Here is a 17,043-nt window from a genome sequence, read left to right as displayed (position 1 = left end):
CGTGTCCGATTCCCGGTCGAAGCGGGGCCGCTTTCCAGTTCCACGCTTTCGCGTTTCCCTTTCCAGCGATTCCAACCTTACCAGACTCTTTTCTCGCCGTTTCCGGTTCGAATTTGAATTCCGGTGACCTTTGGAGTGGCCTTGCCTTTCGGCGGACCCGACTTTATCAGAACTTCTGAGTCGGAATTCCCGCCCTGTTCGGAGTGACCACTGCACACGAGTGTGCGCGGTGCTTCCCGGTCAGGCGGAGCCGTAAACGTACTGGAGCGGGGCGCCCCGATGCAAATCGGGGGCCCCGCTCCGGAGTTCGCGCCTGTCGGGGTCAGACCTCGACGACGACGGGAAGGATCATCGGTCGCCGACGGTAGGTGTCGGAGACCCACTTGCCCAGCGTGCGGCGAACCAACTGCTGGAGCTGGTGGGGCTCCATCACGCCGTCCTGGGCGGACCTGTTGATCGCTTCCTCGATCTTCGGCACGACGGCACTGAACGCCGAGTCGTCGATGCCGGAGCCACGGGCATGGATGTCCGGGCCGCCCGTGATCTTGCCGGAGGAGCTGTCGACCACGATGAAGACGGAGACGATGCCCTCCTCACCAAGGATCCGACGGTCCTTGAGGGAGGTCTCGGTGACATCGCCGACCGAGAGGCCGTCGACGTATACGTAACCTGCCTGGACCTTGCCGACGATCTTGGCCTTGCCGTCGACGAGGTCGACGACGACGCCGTCCTCTGCGATGACGATGTGGTCCTTGGGTACGCCGGTGAGAGCACCCAGTTCGGCATTGGCCCTCAGGTGGCGCCATTCGCCGTGGACCGGCATCAGGTTCTTCGGCTTGCAGATGTTGTAGAAGTACAGCAGCTCGCCGGCCGAGGCGTGGCCCGAGACATGGACCTTGGCGTTGCCCTTGTGGACGACGTTGGCCCCCCAGCGCGTCAGGCCATTGATCACGCGGTACACCGCGTTCTCGTTGCCCGGGATCAGGGACGACGCCAGGATCACCGTGTCGCCCTGCACGATCCGGATCTGGTGGTCGCGGTTGGCCATGCGGGAGAGTGCGGCCATCGGCTCGCCCTGGGATCCCGTACAGACGAGCACGACCTCGTCGTCCGGCAGGTCGTCGAGGGTCTTGACGTCGACCACCAGGCCCGCGGGGACCTTCAGATAGCCCAGATCACGGGCGATGCCCATGTTGCGGACCATGGAACGGCCGACGAAGGCGACCCGACGGCCGTATTCGTGGGCCGCGTCGAGGATCTGCTGGATGCGGTGCACGTGGCTGGCGAAGCTCGCCACGATGATGCGCTTCTGGGCGTTGGCGAAGACCGTGCGCAGGACGTTGGAGATGTCCCGTTCGGGCGGCACGAAGCCGGGCACCTCCGCGTTGGTCGAGTCGGAGAGGAGGAGGTCGATGCCTTCCTCGCTGAGCCGGGCGAACGCGTGCAGGTCGGTGAGCCGGCCGTCCAGCGGGAGCTGGTCCATCTTGAAGTCGCCGGTCGCGACGGCCATGCCCGCCGGGGTGCGGATGGCGACCGCGAGCGCGTCCGGGATCGAGTGGTTGACCGCGACGAACTCGCAGTCGAAGACGCCGATGCGCTCGCGCTGGCCCTCCGCGACTTCGAGGGTGTACGGGCGGATGCGGTGCTCCTGGAGCTTCGCCTCGATCAGCGCGAGGGTCAGCTTGGAGCCGATGAGGGGGATGTCCGGCTTCAGGCGCAGCAGATACGGGACGCCACCGATGTGGTCCTCGTGGCCGTGCGTGAGGACGATGCCCTCGATGTCGTCGAGACGGTCCCGGATCGTGGTGAAGTCCGGCAGGATCAGGTCGATCCCGGGCTGCTCCTCCTCGGGGAAGAGCACGCCGCAGTCGACGATGAGCAGGCGGCCGCCGTACTCGAATACCGTCATGTTGCGGCCGATTTCACCGAGGCCGCCGAGCGGGGTGACACGGAGGCCGCCCTTCGGGAGCTTCGGCGGGGTGCCGAGTTCGGGGTGCGGATGACTCAAAAGACTCTCCTTACCACGCGCGCCACGTACCGCTTGGGCACGTGGCGCGCATGTCATTCGTGCACTTGCTGTTGTCTGTGATGTCGCTCTTGCGAGTGTTCTTCGCTTATTCAGTTGTGAAGTCTGTGGTTACAGCTCTACCCCACCGGCGGCGAGATCGATCTTGAGCTGCGCCGTTTCCTGCGGGGTGAGTTCCACCAGGGGAAGGCGCAGCGGGCCTGCGGGGAGGCCCTGGAGCGCCAGCGCGGCCTTGGTGGTGATCACTCCCTGGGTACGGAACATGCCGGTGAAGACCGGCAGGAGCTTCTGGTGGATCTCCGTGGCCTTCTGGACGTCGCCGCCGAGGTACGCCTCGATGAGGGCGCGCAGGTCAGGAGTGACGACATGGCCGACGACGGAGACGAAGCCGACGGCGCCGACCGAGAGGAGCGGCAGGTTCAGCATGTCGTCGCCGGAGTACCAGGCGAGGCCGGACCGGGTGATCGCCCAGCTGGCGCGGCCGAGGTCGCCCTTGGCGTCCTTGTTGGCGACGATGCGCGGGTGCTCGGCGAGCCTCACCAGCGTCTCCGTGTCGATCGGCACACCGCTGCGGCCGGGAATGTCGTAGAGCATCACCGGCAGACCGGTGGCGTCGGTGATGGCCGTGAAGTGGCGGAAGAGACCTTCCTGCGGCGGCTTGTTGTAGTACGGCGTCACGGCGAGGAGGCCGTGGGCACCGGAGCGTTCGGCCGTGCGGGCGAGCTCGATGCTGTGCCGGGTGTCGTTGGTGCCGATGCCGGCGACGATGTGGGCCCGGTCTCCCACTGCCTCCAGTACCGCCCGTACGAGCTGGTCTTTCTCCGCGTCGCTGGTGGTCGGGGACTCGCCGGTGGTGCCGTTGACGATCAGGCCGTCATTGCCTGCGTCCACCAGATGGGCGGCGAGCCGCTGGGCGCCGTCGAGGTCGAGTGCACCGTCCGCCGTGAAAGGCGTGACCATAGCGGTGAGGACCCGCCCGAAGGGGGTCTGCGGAGTGGAGATCGGAGCCATGGGTAACACGCTACTCGTTGCTCGGCGCCGAGTGCCCCCTCGGGGGGACACGCAAGAGGAGCCCGGCACTGCCTGCTCGGGGGTTCAAGCAGTGCCGGGTCCGTTTGATCAGCCTAGATGAACTTCACGAAACGCCGCAATACGGACACCGCTTACGGGGCCACGCGTCCGTTCTTGTTGAAGGCTGCATGGGTGAGCGGCATGAGCCGGGCCCAGTGCTCTTCCATCTGCTGACCGACCATCTCGATCTCGCGCTGCGGGAAGGACGGCACCTTCGCCAGCTCGTGCTGGGTGCGCAGGCCGAGGAAATGCATGAGCGAGCGGGCGTTGCATGTGGCGTACATCGAGGAGAACAGTCCCACGGGGAGCACCGCGCGGGCGACCTCGCGGGCCACTCCCGCAGCGAGCATCTCCTGGTACGCCTCGTACGCCTGGCGGTAGGAGTCCTCCATGATGCGGCCGGTGAGCTCCTGCTGGGCCTGGGTGCCCTCGACGAACTCGTACTTGCCGGGACGGCCCTGCTGGACGAGCTTGCGGGACTCCCCCGGAACGTAGAAGACGGGCTCCAGCTCCCTGTAGCGGCCCGATTCCTCGTTGTACGACCAGCCGACACGGTGACGCATGAACTCGCGGAACACGAAGATCGGGGCGCTGATGAAGAAGGTCATCGAGTTGTGCTCGAACGGGCTGCCGTGCCGGTCACGCATCAGGAAGTTGATGAGCCCCTTGGAGCGCTCAGGGTCCTTCGTGACCTCCTCCAGGGACTGCTCACCGGCCGTGGAGACACGGGCCGCGAACAGTACGTCGGAGTCGCCTGCAGCGTGTTTCACCAGGTCGACGGTGACATCGCTGCGGAAGCTGGGCTTTGCGGGCTCGAGGGTCTCGGTCACCGGCGGGGTCCTTCCAATTGCGTCGCTCGGGCGGCGCCCACTCTACGGGCCGCCACTGACAACGAGGGCAGGAAGGGCTGTCCAGGGATTTCTTCGACGAATTCGGCGATTCGGGGCACCGAACGGGCCTGCCGTGCGTCTGACTCAGTAGCAGCATCCGCAACAGAGTTCAAGGAGAGCTACCTCATGTTCCGCCGGCGTGAATCCGTCCCGTTCTCGTTCGTGGCCGAGGCCGACCGATTCCGCAGTAACGTCACCCCGCCCCCACGGGAGCGCAGCAGCGTCTCTCAGCTGGCCGGGCGTTCCCTCATCGGGCTGACGGTCGTCGCGGGCCTCGTGGGGTCGCTGATCCTCGGCCTGCCCGCCCTGAGCCCCGCCCAGGGCCCGTCGGACATCCAGCAGACCCAGGCCTCGCACGGGAGCTGACCCGCGCGGCCCCCCTGGGGTGGTCCCGTCGGTGATCTCCTCGATAGCCTCACCGGGCACAGCAATCGAGCGTGCTTGTGAGTGAGGATCAGTCGTGCCCCTGCCCTTTCTGACGGCCGACCGCGCGTTTGACGCGAGCGCCGAGGACATCGCGCTGCCGTTCGACGACCACGACGACTGGCGGCGCCCGTACCGCCCCGGGCCCTGGCGGGTCGCGGCCGCGGCCTTCCTGCTGCTGTTCGCCTCGTTCATCCTGTTCGCAGGGATGATCATCGCGTTCGCCGGGGCGGTACCGGGCACCGCCGTCTGCCTGGGACTGGCCCTCGTGGTCATCGCCTGTGCCCTGCGGCTGCTGCGGGTCGGCGCCTGGGTGAGCCGGCACGGCGTGCGCCGGGTGGGCTTCATCACGACGACGACCGTGCCGTGGGACCAGGTCGCGGCCGTGCGTACGGTGCAGCAGCCGGTGAAGTGGCTCGGATTTCCGCGCACGGTACAGGGCCAGGCGCTGATCGTCGTACGCCGGGGAGGCGAGGCCGTTCCGCCGCTGCTCACCGACAGCAACGCGGATTTCCTGACGCGGGGCGAGGCGTTCGACCGTGCTGCCGACACGGTCGAGGCGTGGGGGGACGAGTACCGACGGGACTGAGGCGCGGGGCGACGGGGCCGTTCGGAAACCGGTCCGTCCCCAGTCGCCGGACGTCCTCGACCGCGGACCGGCCACCTGATCCGGGCCGATGCGTCCGGATCGGGCGGCCGGTCGGCCCCGTCCGCCCGGATCAGGACGTGCTGGGCCGGGTGGCCTTCGTGTGCAGGGCGATGGCCCGCTGCATGGCCTTACGGGCCCGAGGGGTGTCCCTGGCGTCCTGGTAGGCGACGGCCAGGCGGAACCAGCAGCGCCAGTCGTCCGGAGCGTCCTCGGTCTCCTCACGGCGGCGTGCGAACACGGCGTCGGCCGAGGCGCGGTCGATGCGGCCGGACGGGGTGCGGACCAGTTCGTCGACCGGCAGACCGCCCTCCGCGTCGAGTTCCGCGGCCAGCGCGTTGGCCCTCGCCACGAACTGGGTGTTCTTCCAGAGGAACCAGACACCGATCACCGGCAGGATCAGCACCGCGACCCCGAAGGCGACCGTCAGCAGCGTGCCGTGCCGGATGAGCAGGACGCCACGGCTGCCGACCAGGGCGAAGTAGAAGACCAGGACGGCAGCGGTGACGAAGTAGGTGATCTTTGCGCGCATGGCGGGGCTCAGTCAGTTCAGGTCGAGGAAGTGTTCCAGGCCGAACGTGAGACCCGGAGTGGTCACCACACGGCGTGCGCCGAGCAGGATGCCCGGCATGAAGCTGCTGTGGTGCAGGGAGTCGTGGCGGATGGTGAGGGTCTCGCCCTCGCCGCCGAGCAGCACCTCCTGGTGGGCGAGGAGACCCCGCAGCCGGATCGAGTGGACGGGGACTCCGTCGACGTCCGCGCCGCGGGCGCCGTCGAGGGCCGTGGCGGTGGCGTCCGGCTGAGGGGCGCAGCCGGCCTTCCGCCGGGCCTCGGCGATCAGCTGGGCAGTGCGGGTCGCGGTGCCCGAGGGGGCGTCGGCCTTGTTCGGGTGGTGCAGTTCCACGACCTCGACGGACTCGAAGTACCGGGCGGCCTGCTCCGCAAACCTCATCGTGAGGACGGCGCCGATGGAGAAGTTCGGCGCGATGAGCACACCGGTCTCCGGGGAGCCGGCGAGCCAGGTGTTCAGCTGCGCGAGCCGCTCCTCGGACCAGCCCGTCGTACCGACGACGGCGTGGATGCCGTGCCGGACGCAGAAGTCGAGGTTGTCCATCACCGACGCGGGTGTGGTGAGTTCGACGACGACCTGGGCCCCGGAGTCCACGAGGGTCTCCAGCTTGTCGCCGCGGCCCAGGGCGGCCACCAGCTCCATGTCGTCGGCGGCCTCGACGGCTCGTACCGCCTCGGACCCGATGCGGCCCTTGGCGCCGAGAACGGCCACGCGCAGCTTGCTCATTGCTCTGTTCCTTACGGGGAGTTAGGAGACCGCTTCGTCGAGGCGGTCGGCCTGCTTGTCCTTGAGCGGGCCGATGACGGAGAGCGAGGGGCGGTGTCCGAGGACCTCGCCCGCCACCGCGCGGACGTCATCGGGGGTGACCTGCGCCATCCGGGCCAGCATGTCGTCGACCGACATCTGGTCGCCCCAGCACAGCTCGCTCTTGCCGATACGGTTCATCAGCGCGCCGGTGTCCTCCAGGCCGAGGACCGTGGAGCCGGACAGCTGCCCGATGGCGCGGCCGATCTCCTCGTCGCTCAGCCCTTCGGACGCCACTCGGTCGAGCTCGTCACGGCAGATCTTGAGGACGTCGTGGACCTGGCTGGGCCGACAGCCCGCGTACACGCCGAAGAGACCGCAGTCGGCGAAGCCCGAGGTGTACGAGTAGACGCTGTAGGCGAGGCCGCGCTTCTCCCGTACCTCCTGGAAGAGGCGCGAGCTCATGCCGCCGCCGAGGGCGGTGTTGAGCACGCCGAGCGCCCAGCGGCGGTCGTCGGTGCGGGCCAGGCCCGGCATGCCGAGGACGACGTGGGCCTGCTCGGTCCTGCGGTTCAGCAGCTCGACGCGGCCCGCGGTGCGCAGGGTGCGGGAGCCCGCGCGCGGGGCGACCGGGACGGCGTCGGTGCGGGACAGCGCGCCCGCCCGCTCGAAGGCCTTGCGGACCTGGCGCACGACCGTGGCGTGGTCGATGTTGCCCGCGGCGGCGACCACCAGGTGGGTGGGGTCGTAGTGCTTCTTGTAGAAGCGGGCGATCCGGCCGCGGTCGAGCGCGTTGATGGTGTCGACGGTGCCGAGGACCGGGCGGCCGAGGGGGGTGTCACCGAGCAGCGTGTGCGCGAACAGGTCGTGCACGCAGTCGCCCGGGTCGTCCTCGGTCATGGCGATCTCTTCGAGGATGACGCCGCGCTCGGCGTCGACGTCCTCGGCGGTGATCAGCGAGCCGGTCAGCATGTCGCAGACGACGTCGATGGCCAGCGGCAGGTCGGTGTCGAGGACCCGCGCGTAGTAGCAGGTGTACTCCTTCGCCGTGAAGGCGTTCATCTCGCCGCCGACCGCGTCGATGGCGGCGGAGATGTCGAGGGCGCTGCGCTTGGCGGTGCCCTTGAAGAGGAGGTGTTCGAGGTAGTGCGTCGCACCGTTCAGGGTGGGGGTCTCGTCGCGTGATCCGACGTTGGCCCAGATCCCGAAGGTGGCGGAGCGGACGGAGGGCAGGGTCTCTGTGACGACCCGGAGGCCGCCGGGGAGGACGGTACGGCGGACCGTACCGATGCCGTTGCTGCCCTTGAGAAGCGTTTGGGTACGGGCGACGGCCCGCGCCTTCGAGGAGGCGCGGGCCGTCGTCGCGGAACTACGGGACGTCACTTGGCGGCGTCGTCCTTCTTCTCGTCCTCTTCACCCTCGATGACCGGGATCAGGGAGAGCTTGCCGCGGGAGTCGATCTCGGCGATCTCGACCTGGACCTTGGTGCCGACGCCGACCACGTCCTCGACGTTCTCCACGCGCTTGCCACCGGCGAGCTTGCGGATCTGCGAGATGTGCAGCAGGCCGTCCTTGCCCGGCATGAGGGAGACGAACGCACCGAAGGTGGTGGTCTTGACGACCGTTCCCAGGTAGCGCTCGCCGACCTCCGGCATGGTCGGGTTGGCGATCGAGTTGATCGTGGCGCGGGCGGCCTCGGCGGCCGGTCCGTCGGCGGCACCGATGTAGATGGTGCCGTCGTCCTCGATCGTGATGTCGGCGCCGGTGTCCTCCTGGATCTGGTTGATCATCTTGCCCTTGGGGCCGATGACCTCACCGATCTTGTCCACCGGGATCTTGACGGTGATGATCCGCGGGGCGTTCGGGGACATCTCGTCCGGGACGTCGATGGCCTCGTTCATCACGTCGAGGATGTGGAGGCGGGCGTCGCGGGCCTGCTTCAGCGCGGCGGCCAGGACCGAGGCGGGGATGCCGTCGAGCTTGGTGTCGAGCTGCAGCGCGGTCACGAACTGCTTCGTTCCGGCGACCTTGAAGTCCATGTCACCGAAGGCGTCCTCCGCACCGAGGATGTCGGTGAGGGCGACGTAGTGGGTCTTGCCGTCGATCTCCTGGGAGATCAGGCCCATGGCGATACCGGCGACGGCGGCCTTGAGCGGCACACCGGCGTTCAGCAGCGACATGGTGGAGGCGCAGACCGAGCCCATGGACGTCGAGCCGTTGGAGCCCAGCGCCTCGGAGACCTGGCGGATCGCGTAGGGGAACTCCTCGCGCGTCGGCAGCACCGGCACGATGGCGCGCTCGGCGAGCGCGCCGTGGCCGATCTCGCGGCGCTTGGGCGAGCCCACGCGGCCGGTCTCACCGACGGAGTACGGCGGGAAGTTGTAGTTGTGCATGTAGCGCTTGCGGGTCACCGGGGAGAGGGTGTCCAGCTGCTGCTCCATACGGAGCATGTTGAGGGTGGTGACTCCCAGGATCTGGGTCTCGCCACGCTCGAACAGCGCCGAGCCGTGCACGCGCGGGATGGCCTCGACCTCGGCGGCGAGCGTACGGATGTCCGTGACGCCACGGCCGTCGATGCGGACCTTGTCCTTGATGACGCGCTCGCGGACCAGCTTCTTGGTCAGCGCACGGTACGCGGCGGAGATCTCCTTCTCGCGGCCCTCGAAGGCCGGGAGGAGCTTCTCGGCGGCGATCTCCTTGACGCGGTCCAGCTCGGCCTCGCGGTCCTGCTTGCCGGCGATGGTCAGCGCCTGGGCAAGCTCGGACGTGACGGCGGCGGCGAGCGCCTCGAAGACGTCGTCCTGGTAGTCCAGGAAGACCGGGAAGTCGCCGGTGGGCTTGGCGGCCTTGGCGGCGAGGTCCGACTGGGCCTTGCAGAGGACCTTGATGAAGGGCTTCGCGGCTTCGAGACCGGCGGCGACGACCTCTTCGGTCGGGGCCTCGGCGCCGTCCTTGACCAGCTGGATGGTCTTCTCGGTGGCCTCGGCCTCGACCATCATGATCGCGACGTCGCCGTCCTCCAGGACGCGACCGGCGACGACCATGTCGAAGACGGCGTCCTCGAGCTCGGTGTGCGTCGGGAAGGCGACCCACTGGCCCTTGATCAGGGCGACACGGGTGCCGCCGACCGGGCCGGAGAAGGGCAGGCCGGCCAGCTGCGTGGAGCAGGAGGCGGCGTTGATCGCGACCACGTCGTACAGGTGGTCGGGGTTGAGCGCCATGATCGTCTCGACGATCTGGATCTCGTTGCGCAGGCCCTTCTTGAAGGAGGGGCGCAGCGGGCGGTCGATCAGGCGGCAGGTGAGGATCGCGTCCTCGGAGGGCCGGCCCTCACGACGGAAGAAGGAGCCGGGGATCTTGCCCGCGGCGTACTGCCGCTCCTCGACGTCCACCGTGAGGGGGAAGAAGTCGAGCTGGTCCTTGGGCTTCTTGGAAGCGGTGGTGGCCGACAGCACCATGGTGTCGTCGTCCAGGTACGCGACGGCGGAGCCGGCGGCCTGCTTGGCCAGGCGGCCCGTCTCGAAGCGGATGGTGCGGGTGCCGAAGGTTCCGTTGTCGATAACGGCCTCGGCGTAGTGGGTCTCGTTCTCCACTAGCGTTTTCTCCGATACATATCGTCTTCTCGCCCCCACGCCCGTGTGGCGGGGGACGGTAGCGGAGAAGCCCTCCATCGGCGGGCCGGTCTTCGATCGAAGCACCCGGGTCGATGAGTCCGGGGGCCACTACCGAGGACCGGCGGCGGGGAGGTCTGCTTCTCGCTCGTCCGTGGTTCGTTCTGCCGGTCGTTCTGCGACCAGGTTACTGAGATTCGCCTCAGCTTGGCATTCCGGGCGTGCGGGCAGGCCCGCCACGTCCCGTACATGCGTACGTACGCACAATCGTACGTACAACAAAGGGAGCGGCCCCCTCAGTGGTGGGAACCGCTCCCTTCACGGCGTTCTACTTGGCGCCGCCGGCCGCACCGCGGCGGATGCCGAGGCGGTCGACCAGGGCACGGAAGCGCTGGATGTCCTTCTTGGCCAGGTACTGCAGAAGGCGGCGGCGCTGGCCGACCAGGATCAGCAGACCACGACGGGAGTGGTGGTCGTGCTTGTGGACCTTGAGGTGCTCCGTCAGGTCCGAGATGCGACGGGAGAGCATCGCGACCTGGACCTCGGGGGAACCGGTGTCACCCTCCTTGGTGGCGAACTCGGCCATGATCTGCTTCTTCGTAGCGGCGTCGAGCGACACGCGGTACTCCTCTTTGATGTTCGATGCGTCCACGAGTGCCCCTGGTCTTGGTCTCAGGGGGTCTTCCGTTACTCGGGGGCGAGGGTCCGATGGACGCAGCTTCCAGGATGTTCCGGAAGCGCGTACACAAACGGCCGTCACACAGCGTACCAGCCCCTGCGGGGCGGGCCGCGTGGGGGCCGGTCCGGTGCCCGGGAACGGTCCGTGCCGCTCCGTCCTCGACGTCGAAGGCCCGATCCCGCCCGGCCGGCCCGGTTCCGGCCGGGCGGGGCGACAGGGCCCGGCCGGGCTCAGCCGGTCAGGGACCTGGCCCTGGCGAAGACGTCCAGTACCGCCAGGCAGAGCGGGACCAGGGAGAGGAGGACGGTGCTCTCGGCCAGGTCGAGAAGACGTCCCCAGAACGGCGAGAGGCCCTTGCGGGGAATGATCAGGCCGATCGCGGTGAGCAGCGCGGCCCCGGCGGCCACGGCCGCGGAGAGCCAGATCGTTCGAATGTCCAGGGAGCCGCGGTCCCCGTACCGGACCAGATCGAACAACAGGTCCGTCGGCGGATTGAGGGAGAGGCCGAGGACGAGCAGGGCGACCGCGCCGAGGCCCGCCACCAGCACGCAGGCGACCTGCGAGGTGTAGCGGAAGAGGCGGGCGCGCAGCAGCATCGCGAGTCCGGCGGCGAGCGCCAGGAACTGCCCCCAGACGTTGTCCGAGAAGCCGAGGACGGCCGCGCACCCCACGACGACCGCGGCGCAGCCCCCGACCAGGCCCAGCAGCATCTCGTGGCCGCGGCGGGCCTGGGCCGCGATGCGGTCGGCGTCGACGGGGGTGGTCTGTGCCCGCGGTTCCGCGTTCGGGTCGGCGAAGGTGTCGTCGTAGCCGCCGGGGGCGGTGTGCGGCGAGGCGTAGCCGATGGGCAGCCGGGCGAAACGGGCGGAGAGGCCGGGCAGGAAGGCGACGATACCGAGGGCGACGGGAGCGCAGACCGCGGCGGTCTCGGTGGCGGACGCGTCGGTGAGGATCGCGACGAAGGTCGCCAGAGTGCCGACGGTGGCGAGGAAGGTCGCCGCGACGAACGGGGCGTCGCCGCTCGGGGTGAGGGCGACCAGCGTGACCGAGGCGACCAGGACCGCGACGCAGCCGAGGAGGAACTGGAGCCTGCCGGGCCCCTGGCCGGCGTCCGGGCCGATGATGCCGGAGCCGGCGATGAGCACGAGGGGCAGCGCGCCGAGCCCGAGCGCGACGGCGGTGGCCCGGTCCGCGTAGACCCGGGCACGCACCCCCGCGAACGCGGTCAGCAGGAGTCCGGCGGAACCGGCGATGATGCCGGGCAGGCTGTGCATGTCGTGGCGGACCGGGTCGGCGAACCAGAGCACGAAGCCCATCAGGACGAGCAGCAGTACACCGCCGACGAGGCCCGCGCCGCGCAGCAGTTCATCGCTCCACAGGTGGCGGTCGCGGGTGACGGCCGAGGCGACGGCGTCCGAGACGTCGTCGAAGACGGCGGGCGGCAACGACTGGGCGAAGGGGCGCAGGCTGAGGAGTTCGCCGTCGAGGACCTGCTGGGCGGCGAGGGTGCGCGCGCCGTCGAGGACCGTGCCGTCGCGGCGTACGAGGTGATACCCCGTGGGACTTCCGGCCTCCTGTGTCTGGCCCGTGAGACGGAGGATCTCCGGGTAGACGTCGGCGACGGCGATGTCCTCCGGCAGGGCCACATCGATCCGGCTGTCGGGTGCCACGACAGTCACGCGGCAGAAGCCCGTCGCTGCGGTCGAACTCACGTGTCTGGTCCCCCTGATTCGCGGTTGCGCACGGTGCGCGCGCCACCCTACCGGGAGGAGGGCAGGTCATCTGCAAGTAGGATCGCCGTCTCGCGGAGGGACGTCCGCAAGCACAGGCAGCCACGGGGGCTTCGGTGCACGTCCGGCCGGCCTTCCGTCCGTCCGTACCGAGGGATTGATGTTTCGGTGAGCCAGATCGTCGTGAAACGACCTCCGCGGTCCCTGCCGCCGGAAGTCCCCATGGACGAGTTGACGTTGGAGTCCCCTCCCGAACTGCCCCGCGGGCAGCAGGAGGGCATGCTGATGCAGATCCTGCCGGTGCTCGGCATGGGTTCGTCGGTGGTCTTCTTCTTCTCGCCCCAGGCGCCTCCGTTCATGCGGATAATGGGCGTTCTGATGCTTGTCTCGACCGTCGGGATGGTGGTCGCGCAGCTGGTCCGTCATCGCCGCGGTACGCAGGGGCAAATGGCAGATGTCAGGCGCGACTACCTCAAATACCTGGCGCAGACGCGGCGTACGGTACGCCGGACCGCGCGTCGGCAGCGGGATGTGCAGCTGTATCTGCAGCCGGCTCCCGAGCAGTTGTGGTCGGTGGTCGCCGAGGGCAGCCGGGTGTGGGAACGGCGCGTCGGCGACAACGACTTCGGGCAGGTGCGCGTCGGGCTGGGAGTGCAGCAGCTGGCCACGCCGCTGATCGCTCCCGACACCGCTCCGGTGGACGAGCTGGAGCCGTTGTGCGCGGGTGCGATGCAGCGGTTCCTCGCCGTGCACGGGTCGTTGGACGGACTGCCGATGGCGGTGTCGATGCGGGCGTTCTACCACGTGACGGTCTCAGGTCAGCCGGAGGCGGCGCAGTCGGCGGCGCGCGCGCTCGTCGCGCAGCTGGTGACGCTGCACTCCCCCGAGGATCTGATGGTCGCCGTCGTGGCGGCGCGGAGCGCGGTGCCGCGCTGGGAGTGGACGAAGTGGCTTCCGCATCTGCAGGTGCCCGGACAGATCGACGGGGCCGGCACGAAGCGGCTGTTCGGGGACGACCTGGGCGAGCTGGAGCAGTTGCTGGCGAGCCGGCTCGACGGGCGGCCGCGGTTCGGCCGGGAGGGTCAGCCGTTGCTGGACCAGCCGCACATCGTGGTGGTGCTGGACGGTGCGATGGTGCCGCCGGACTCGTTGTTCGCGGCGGCCGAGGGCATGCAGGGAGTGACGATCGTCGAGGTGGTGCCGGGCGAGCTCGACGAGCCGCGCGGCGGTCTCTCGGTGGTGGTGCGGCCGGGGCTGCTGCGGCTGGAGTCGGGTGCGGGGCTGGTGTACGAGGGGGCGCCGGACGGGATGTCACTGCCGGCGGCCGAGGCGCTGGCCCGGCAGCTCGCGCCGCTGCGGATGGGCGGGGGCGACGGCGACGAACCGCTGCTGGCCAACCTGGACTTCACCGATCTGCTGAATCTGGGCGATGCGGCTTCGGTCGACGTGGCACGGACCTGGCGGCCCCGGTCGGTCTCCGAGCGGCTGCGGGTGCCGATCGGGGTCGGCGAGGACGGCCAGCCGGTGATGCTGGACCTGAAGGAGGCCGCGCAGGACGGCATGGGGCCGCACGGCCTGTGCGTGGGCGCGACGGGGTCCGGCAAGTCGGAGCTGCTGCGGACACTGGTGCTCGGGCTCGCGGTCACGCACTCCTCGGAGACGCTGAACTTCGTGCTCGCGGACTTCAAGGGCGGTGCGACGTTCGCCGGGATGTCCCACATGCCGCATGTGGCGGCCGTCATCACCAACCTCGCGGACGACCTGACGCTGGTCGACCGCATGGGGGACGCGATCCGCGGTGAGCTCCAGCGCAGACAGGAGCTGCTGCGGTCCGCGGGCAACTACGCCAACATCCACGACTACGAGAAGGCGCGGGCGGCGGGGGCGGCGCTGGAGCCGCTGGCCTCGCTCGTCCTGGTGATCGACGAGTTCTCCGAACTCCTCACCGCCAAGCCCGACTTCATCGACATGTTCATCCAGATCGGCCGGATCGGCCGTTCGCTGGGTGTGCATCTGCTGCTCGCCTCGCAACGTCTGGAGGAGGGCAAGCTGCGCGGTCTGGACACGTATCTCTCGTACCGGATCGGGCTGCGGACCTTCTCCGCCGCCGAGTCGCGTACCGCGCTGGGTGTGCCCGACGCGTACCACCTGCCTTCGGTGCCCGGTTCCGGATATCTCAAGTTCGGTACGGACGAGATGACGCGGTTCAAGGCGGCGTACGTGTCGGGGACGTACCGCACCGGTGGCCCCGATCTGTCGGTGGGGGCGCTGCCGATCGAGCGGCGGGCCGCGGTGTTCAGCGCTCTTCCTGTGCCGGTGGTGTACGCGGCGCCCGACCCGGCTCATCTGGTGGCCGCGCGGGCGAGCGCCGAGGACGAGGCGCTCGCCGACACGGTGCTCGATGTGATCGTGCGCCGGCTCGAAGGACAGGGGGTGCCCGCGCATCAGGTGTGGCTGCCGCCGCTGGACCGGGCGCCGACGCTGGACCAGTTGCTGCCGGGGCTCGCGCCCACCGCCGAGCGGGGGTTCACGGCCACGGAGTACACGCGTCCGGGCGGGCTGACCGTGCCGCTCGGGCTCATCGACAAGCCCTTCGAGCAGCGGCGCGAGGTGCTGTACCGGGACTTCTCCGGCGCGGCGGGCCACATGCTGGTCGTCGGCGGGCCGCAGTCCGGCAAGTCGACGCTGGTACGGACGCTCATCTCGTCGTTCGCCCTCACCCACACCCCGCACGAGGTGCAGTTCTACGGACTGGACTTCGGTGGCGGCGGCCTGGTCTCGCTGGCGGAACTGCCGCACGTCGGCGGAATGGCCTCCCGGCTGGACCCGGAGCGGGTACGGCGTACGGTCGCCGAGGTCGCAGGTGTACTGAACCGGCGCGAGGAGTTCTTCCGCGCCCACTCCATCGACTCCATCGCCACGTACCGGCGCAGGCGCGCCTTGGGCGAACTGCCCGGCGAGGCCTGGGGCGACGTCTTCCTGGTGGTCGACGGCTGGGGCGGGTTCCGGTCCGAGTACGAGATGCTGGAGCAGGTCGTCACCGACATCGCCGCACGTGGGCTCGGCTACGGCATCCACGTCGTCATCACGGCCGCCCGCTACATGGAGGTGCGGGCCGCGCTGAAGGACCAGATCCTCGGCCGGCTGGAGCTGCGGCTCGGCGACGTCATGGACTCCGAGTTCGACCGCAAGGTCGCGGCCAATGTCCCCGCGGGTGTCCCGGGCCGGGGACAGGTGGCGCAGAAACTGCACTTCATGGGCGCGCTGCCGCGTATCGACTCCTCCAGCAGCGCCGCGGATCTCTCCGACGGTACGGCCGCGCTCGTCGGGTCGGTGAAGGCCAACTGGGCGGGGCCCGCGGCGCCGGCCGTACGGCTGCTGCCGCGCAAGCTGCCGGCCGATCATCTGCCGAAGGGCTTCGAGTTCCCCCAGCGGGGCATCGCGATCGGTATCGACGAGACCGATCTGGAGCCGGTGTTCGTCGACTTCGAGACCGACCCGTTCTTCCTCGTCTTCGGGGAGAGCGAATCGGGGAAGACCAATCTGCTGCGGCTGATCGCGAAGCAGATCGCGGAGCGCTACTCCTCCGACGAGGCGAAGCTCGTCGTCGGCGACTACCGGCGGGCACTGCTGGGTGCGCTGCCGGAGAGCCATCTGCTGGAGTACGCGCCGATGGCGAGCTCGATGCAGATGCACATGGAGGCACTGGCGGGAGTGTTCGCGCGTCGGCAGCCGCCGACGGACGTCACCCCGCAGCAGCTGCGGGACCGCAGTTGGTGGACCGGTCCGCAGATCTTCATCATCGTCGACGACTACGACCTGGTGGCGACGAACGCGGGCAATCCGCTGGCTCCGCTGGCGGAGTATCTGCCCTTCGCGCGGGACACCGGGGTCCGCTTCATCATCGCGCGGAACTCCGCCGGGGCGTCGCGGTCGATGTACGAGGCGTTCATGCAGCGCATCAAGGAGCTGGGGGCGCAGGGCGTGGTGCTCTCCGGTGACCCGTCCGAGGGCGACCTGATCGGCTCGGTGCGCGGGCACGCGATGCCGCCGGGACGCGGGTACTTCGCCTCACGGCGCCGGGGGAACCCGCTGGTGCAGATCGGTCGGCTGCCGGAGCAGCGCTGAGCCGACGGGGAGCCGGGGCGGGGTCCTGGGCGGGGTCCCTCCCGCACCCCGGCTCCTTCGGCGGGCGCAGGTGTATGAGCGTATCCGGATGTGATCTTCACCCGTGCCGGCGAGGGTCACGACGGACTTCGATCACAGCGGCAGCCCGGGGGGCGCGGGTGCGGTCCTCGGCGCGTACACGGGGGGCTGGCGGCGGGGGGTGGCGGAACGCGCCGCCGCCGTCGAGCAGCAGTGCGCCCGGATGCTCAATCCGCGGGCCGAGGGCGTGCCCACCGTCCGAAGTCGGTCCGATACCGCGGTGAAGCAGTGCCTCGGCATCGCCGCCGGCAACCGCACTCGTGCCGAGCGAATGCTTCGTCGAGATCGGCGTCCGGGCGGGTGGTCGCCGCGGCTGCGGCAGAGAAGCTGCGGGTCCCATGGCTCCCGGTGCGCTGCGCGCAGGCGGAGCGGGGGGCGGCTCAGCGCGCCTCGCCGTCCGGGAGGGCGACTGGCGGTGACCTGTCGGCGGCCCCCGCGACCAGCGC

At 69.5% G+C, this 17,043-nt stretch carries 12 protein-coding genes; 3 read left to right on the top strand and 9 right to left on the bottom strand.

Annotated features, from left to right (window positions below):
* Window positions 1-322: 322 nt before the first annotated feature.
* The 3 genes from ACIOHC_RS40440 to thyX form a co-directional block, all read right to left on the bottom strand.
* Window positions 323-2,008, bottom strand: coding sequence for a ribonuclease J (locus ACIOHC_RS40440; RefSeq protein WP_351084656.1), 1,686 nt, complete (start codon window positions 2,006-2,008; stop codon window positions 323-325).
* Between the two features lie 129 nt (window positions 2,009-2,137).
* Window positions 2,138-3,037, bottom strand: coding sequence for a 4-hydroxy-tetrahydrodipicolinate synthase (dapA, locus tag ACIOHC_RS40435; protein WP_401846485.1), 900 nt, complete (start codon window positions 3,035-3,037; stop codon window positions 2,138-2,140).
* A 152-nt stretch (window positions 3,038-3,189) separates the two neighbouring features.
* Window positions 3,190-3,927 (bottom strand): FAD-dependent thymidylate synthase, encoded by a 738-nt coding sequence (gene thyX / locus ACIOHC_RS40430; protein ID WP_401846484.1) that lies wholly within the window; start codon window positions 3,925-3,927, stop codon window positions 3,190-3,192.
* Window positions 3,928-4,113: 186 nt separating this feature from the next.
* On the opposite strand from thyX, the gene ACIOHC_RS40425 reads away from it, so the two are divergent.
* Window positions 4,114-4,353, top strand: coding sequence for a hypothetical protein (locus ACIOHC_RS40425; RefSeq protein WP_365693109.1), 240 nt, complete (start codon window positions 4,114-4,116; stop codon window positions 4,351-4,353).
* A gap of 94 nt (window positions 4,354-4,447) precedes the next feature.
* Entirely contained in the window at window positions 4,448-4,999 is a 552-nt protein-coding gene (locus ACIOHC_RS40420; protein ID WP_401846482.1) for a hypothetical protein, read from the top strand.
* A gap of 130 nt (window positions 5,000-5,129) precedes the next feature.
* Here the strand turns inward: ACIOHC_RS40420 and ACIOHC_RS40415 are convergent, their stop codons facing one another.
* The 6 genes from ACIOHC_RS40415 to eccD all read right to left on the bottom strand — a co-directional run bounded on the left by ACIOHC_RS40415 (window position 5,130) and on the right by eccD (window position 12,373).
* Window positions 5,130-5,588 carry a hypothetical protein gene (locus ACIOHC_RS40415; protein ID WP_351084667.1) on the bottom strand — a complete coding sequence of 153 codons (459 nt, stop codon included), beginning with the start codon at window positions 5,586-5,588 and terminating at the stop codon, window positions 5,130-5,132.
* 12 nt (window positions 5,589-5,600) lie between these two features.
* Window positions 5,601-6,353 (bottom strand): 4-hydroxy-tetrahydrodipicolinate reductase, encoded by a 753-nt coding sequence (dapB, locus tag ACIOHC_RS40410; RefSeq protein ID WP_365693107.1) that lies wholly within the window; start codon window positions 6,351-6,353, stop codon window positions 5,601-5,603.
* Between the two features lie 21 nt (window positions 6,354-6,374).
* Window positions 6,375-7,754, bottom strand: a complete 1,380-nt coding sequence (locus tag ACIOHC_RS40405; RefSeq protein ID WP_351084671.1) for a pitrilysin family protein — start codon at window positions 7,752-7,754, stop codon at window positions 6,375-6,377.
* On the bottom strand, window positions 7,751-9,964 hold the full coding sequence (locus ACIOHC_RS40400) for a polyribonucleotide nucleotidyltransferase (protein ID WP_351084673.1): 2,214 nt from the start codon (window positions 9,962-9,964) through the stop codon (window positions 7,751-7,753). The genes ACIOHC_RS40405 and ACIOHC_RS40400 overlap by 4 nt, the downstream gene beginning before the upstream one ends.
* Window positions 9,965-10,310: 346 nt before the next feature.
* Entirely contained in the window at window positions 10,311-10,601 is a 291-nt protein-coding gene (rpsO, locus tag ACIOHC_RS40395; RefSeq protein WP_351084700.1) for a 30S ribosomal protein S15, read from the bottom strand.
* Between the two features lie 290 nt (window positions 10,602-10,891).
* On the bottom strand, window positions 10,892-12,373 hold the full coding sequence (gene eccD, locus ACIOHC_RS40390; RefSeq protein WP_351084675.1) for a type VII secretion integral membrane protein EccD: 1,482 nt from the start codon (window positions 12,371-12,373) through the stop codon (window positions 10,892-10,894).
* 186 nt (window positions 12,374-12,559) lie between these two features.
* On the opposite strand from eccD, the gene eccCa reads away from it, so the two are divergent.
* Window positions 12,560-16,519, top strand: coding sequence for a type VII secretion protein EccCa (gene eccCa / locus ACIOHC_RS40385; RefSeq protein WP_351084677.1), 3,960 nt, complete (start codon window positions 12,560-12,562; stop codon window positions 16,517-16,519).
* Window positions 16,520-17,043 lie beyond the last annotated feature (524 nt).

The organism is Streptomyces sp. NPDC088252 (assembly GCF_044740965.1).
GTDB lineage: Bacteria > Actinomycetota > Actinomycetes > Streptomycetales > Streptomycetaceae > Streptomyces.
This window is presented reverse-complemented; position numbering and strand designations above follow the sequence as displayed.

Excerpts from the sequence above, each read along its gene's own strand:
- dapA (WP_401846485.1), bottom strand. The coding sequence starts at position 3,037 with ATGGCTCCGATCTCCACTCCGCAGACCCCCTTCGGGCGGGTCCTCACC.
- ACIOHC_RS40425 (WP_365693109.1), top strand. The coding sequence starts at position 4,114 with ATGTTCCGCCGGCGTGAATCCGTCCCGTTCTCGTTCGTGGCCGAGGCC.
- ACIOHC_RS40415 (WP_351084667.1), bottom strand. The coding sequence starts at position 5,588 with ATGCGCGCAAAGATCACCTACTTCGTCACCGCTGCCGTCCTGGTCTTC.
- dapB (WP_365693107.1), bottom strand. The coding sequence starts at position 6,353 with ATGAGCAAGCTGCGCGTGGCCGTTCTCGGCGCCAAGGGCCGCATCGGG.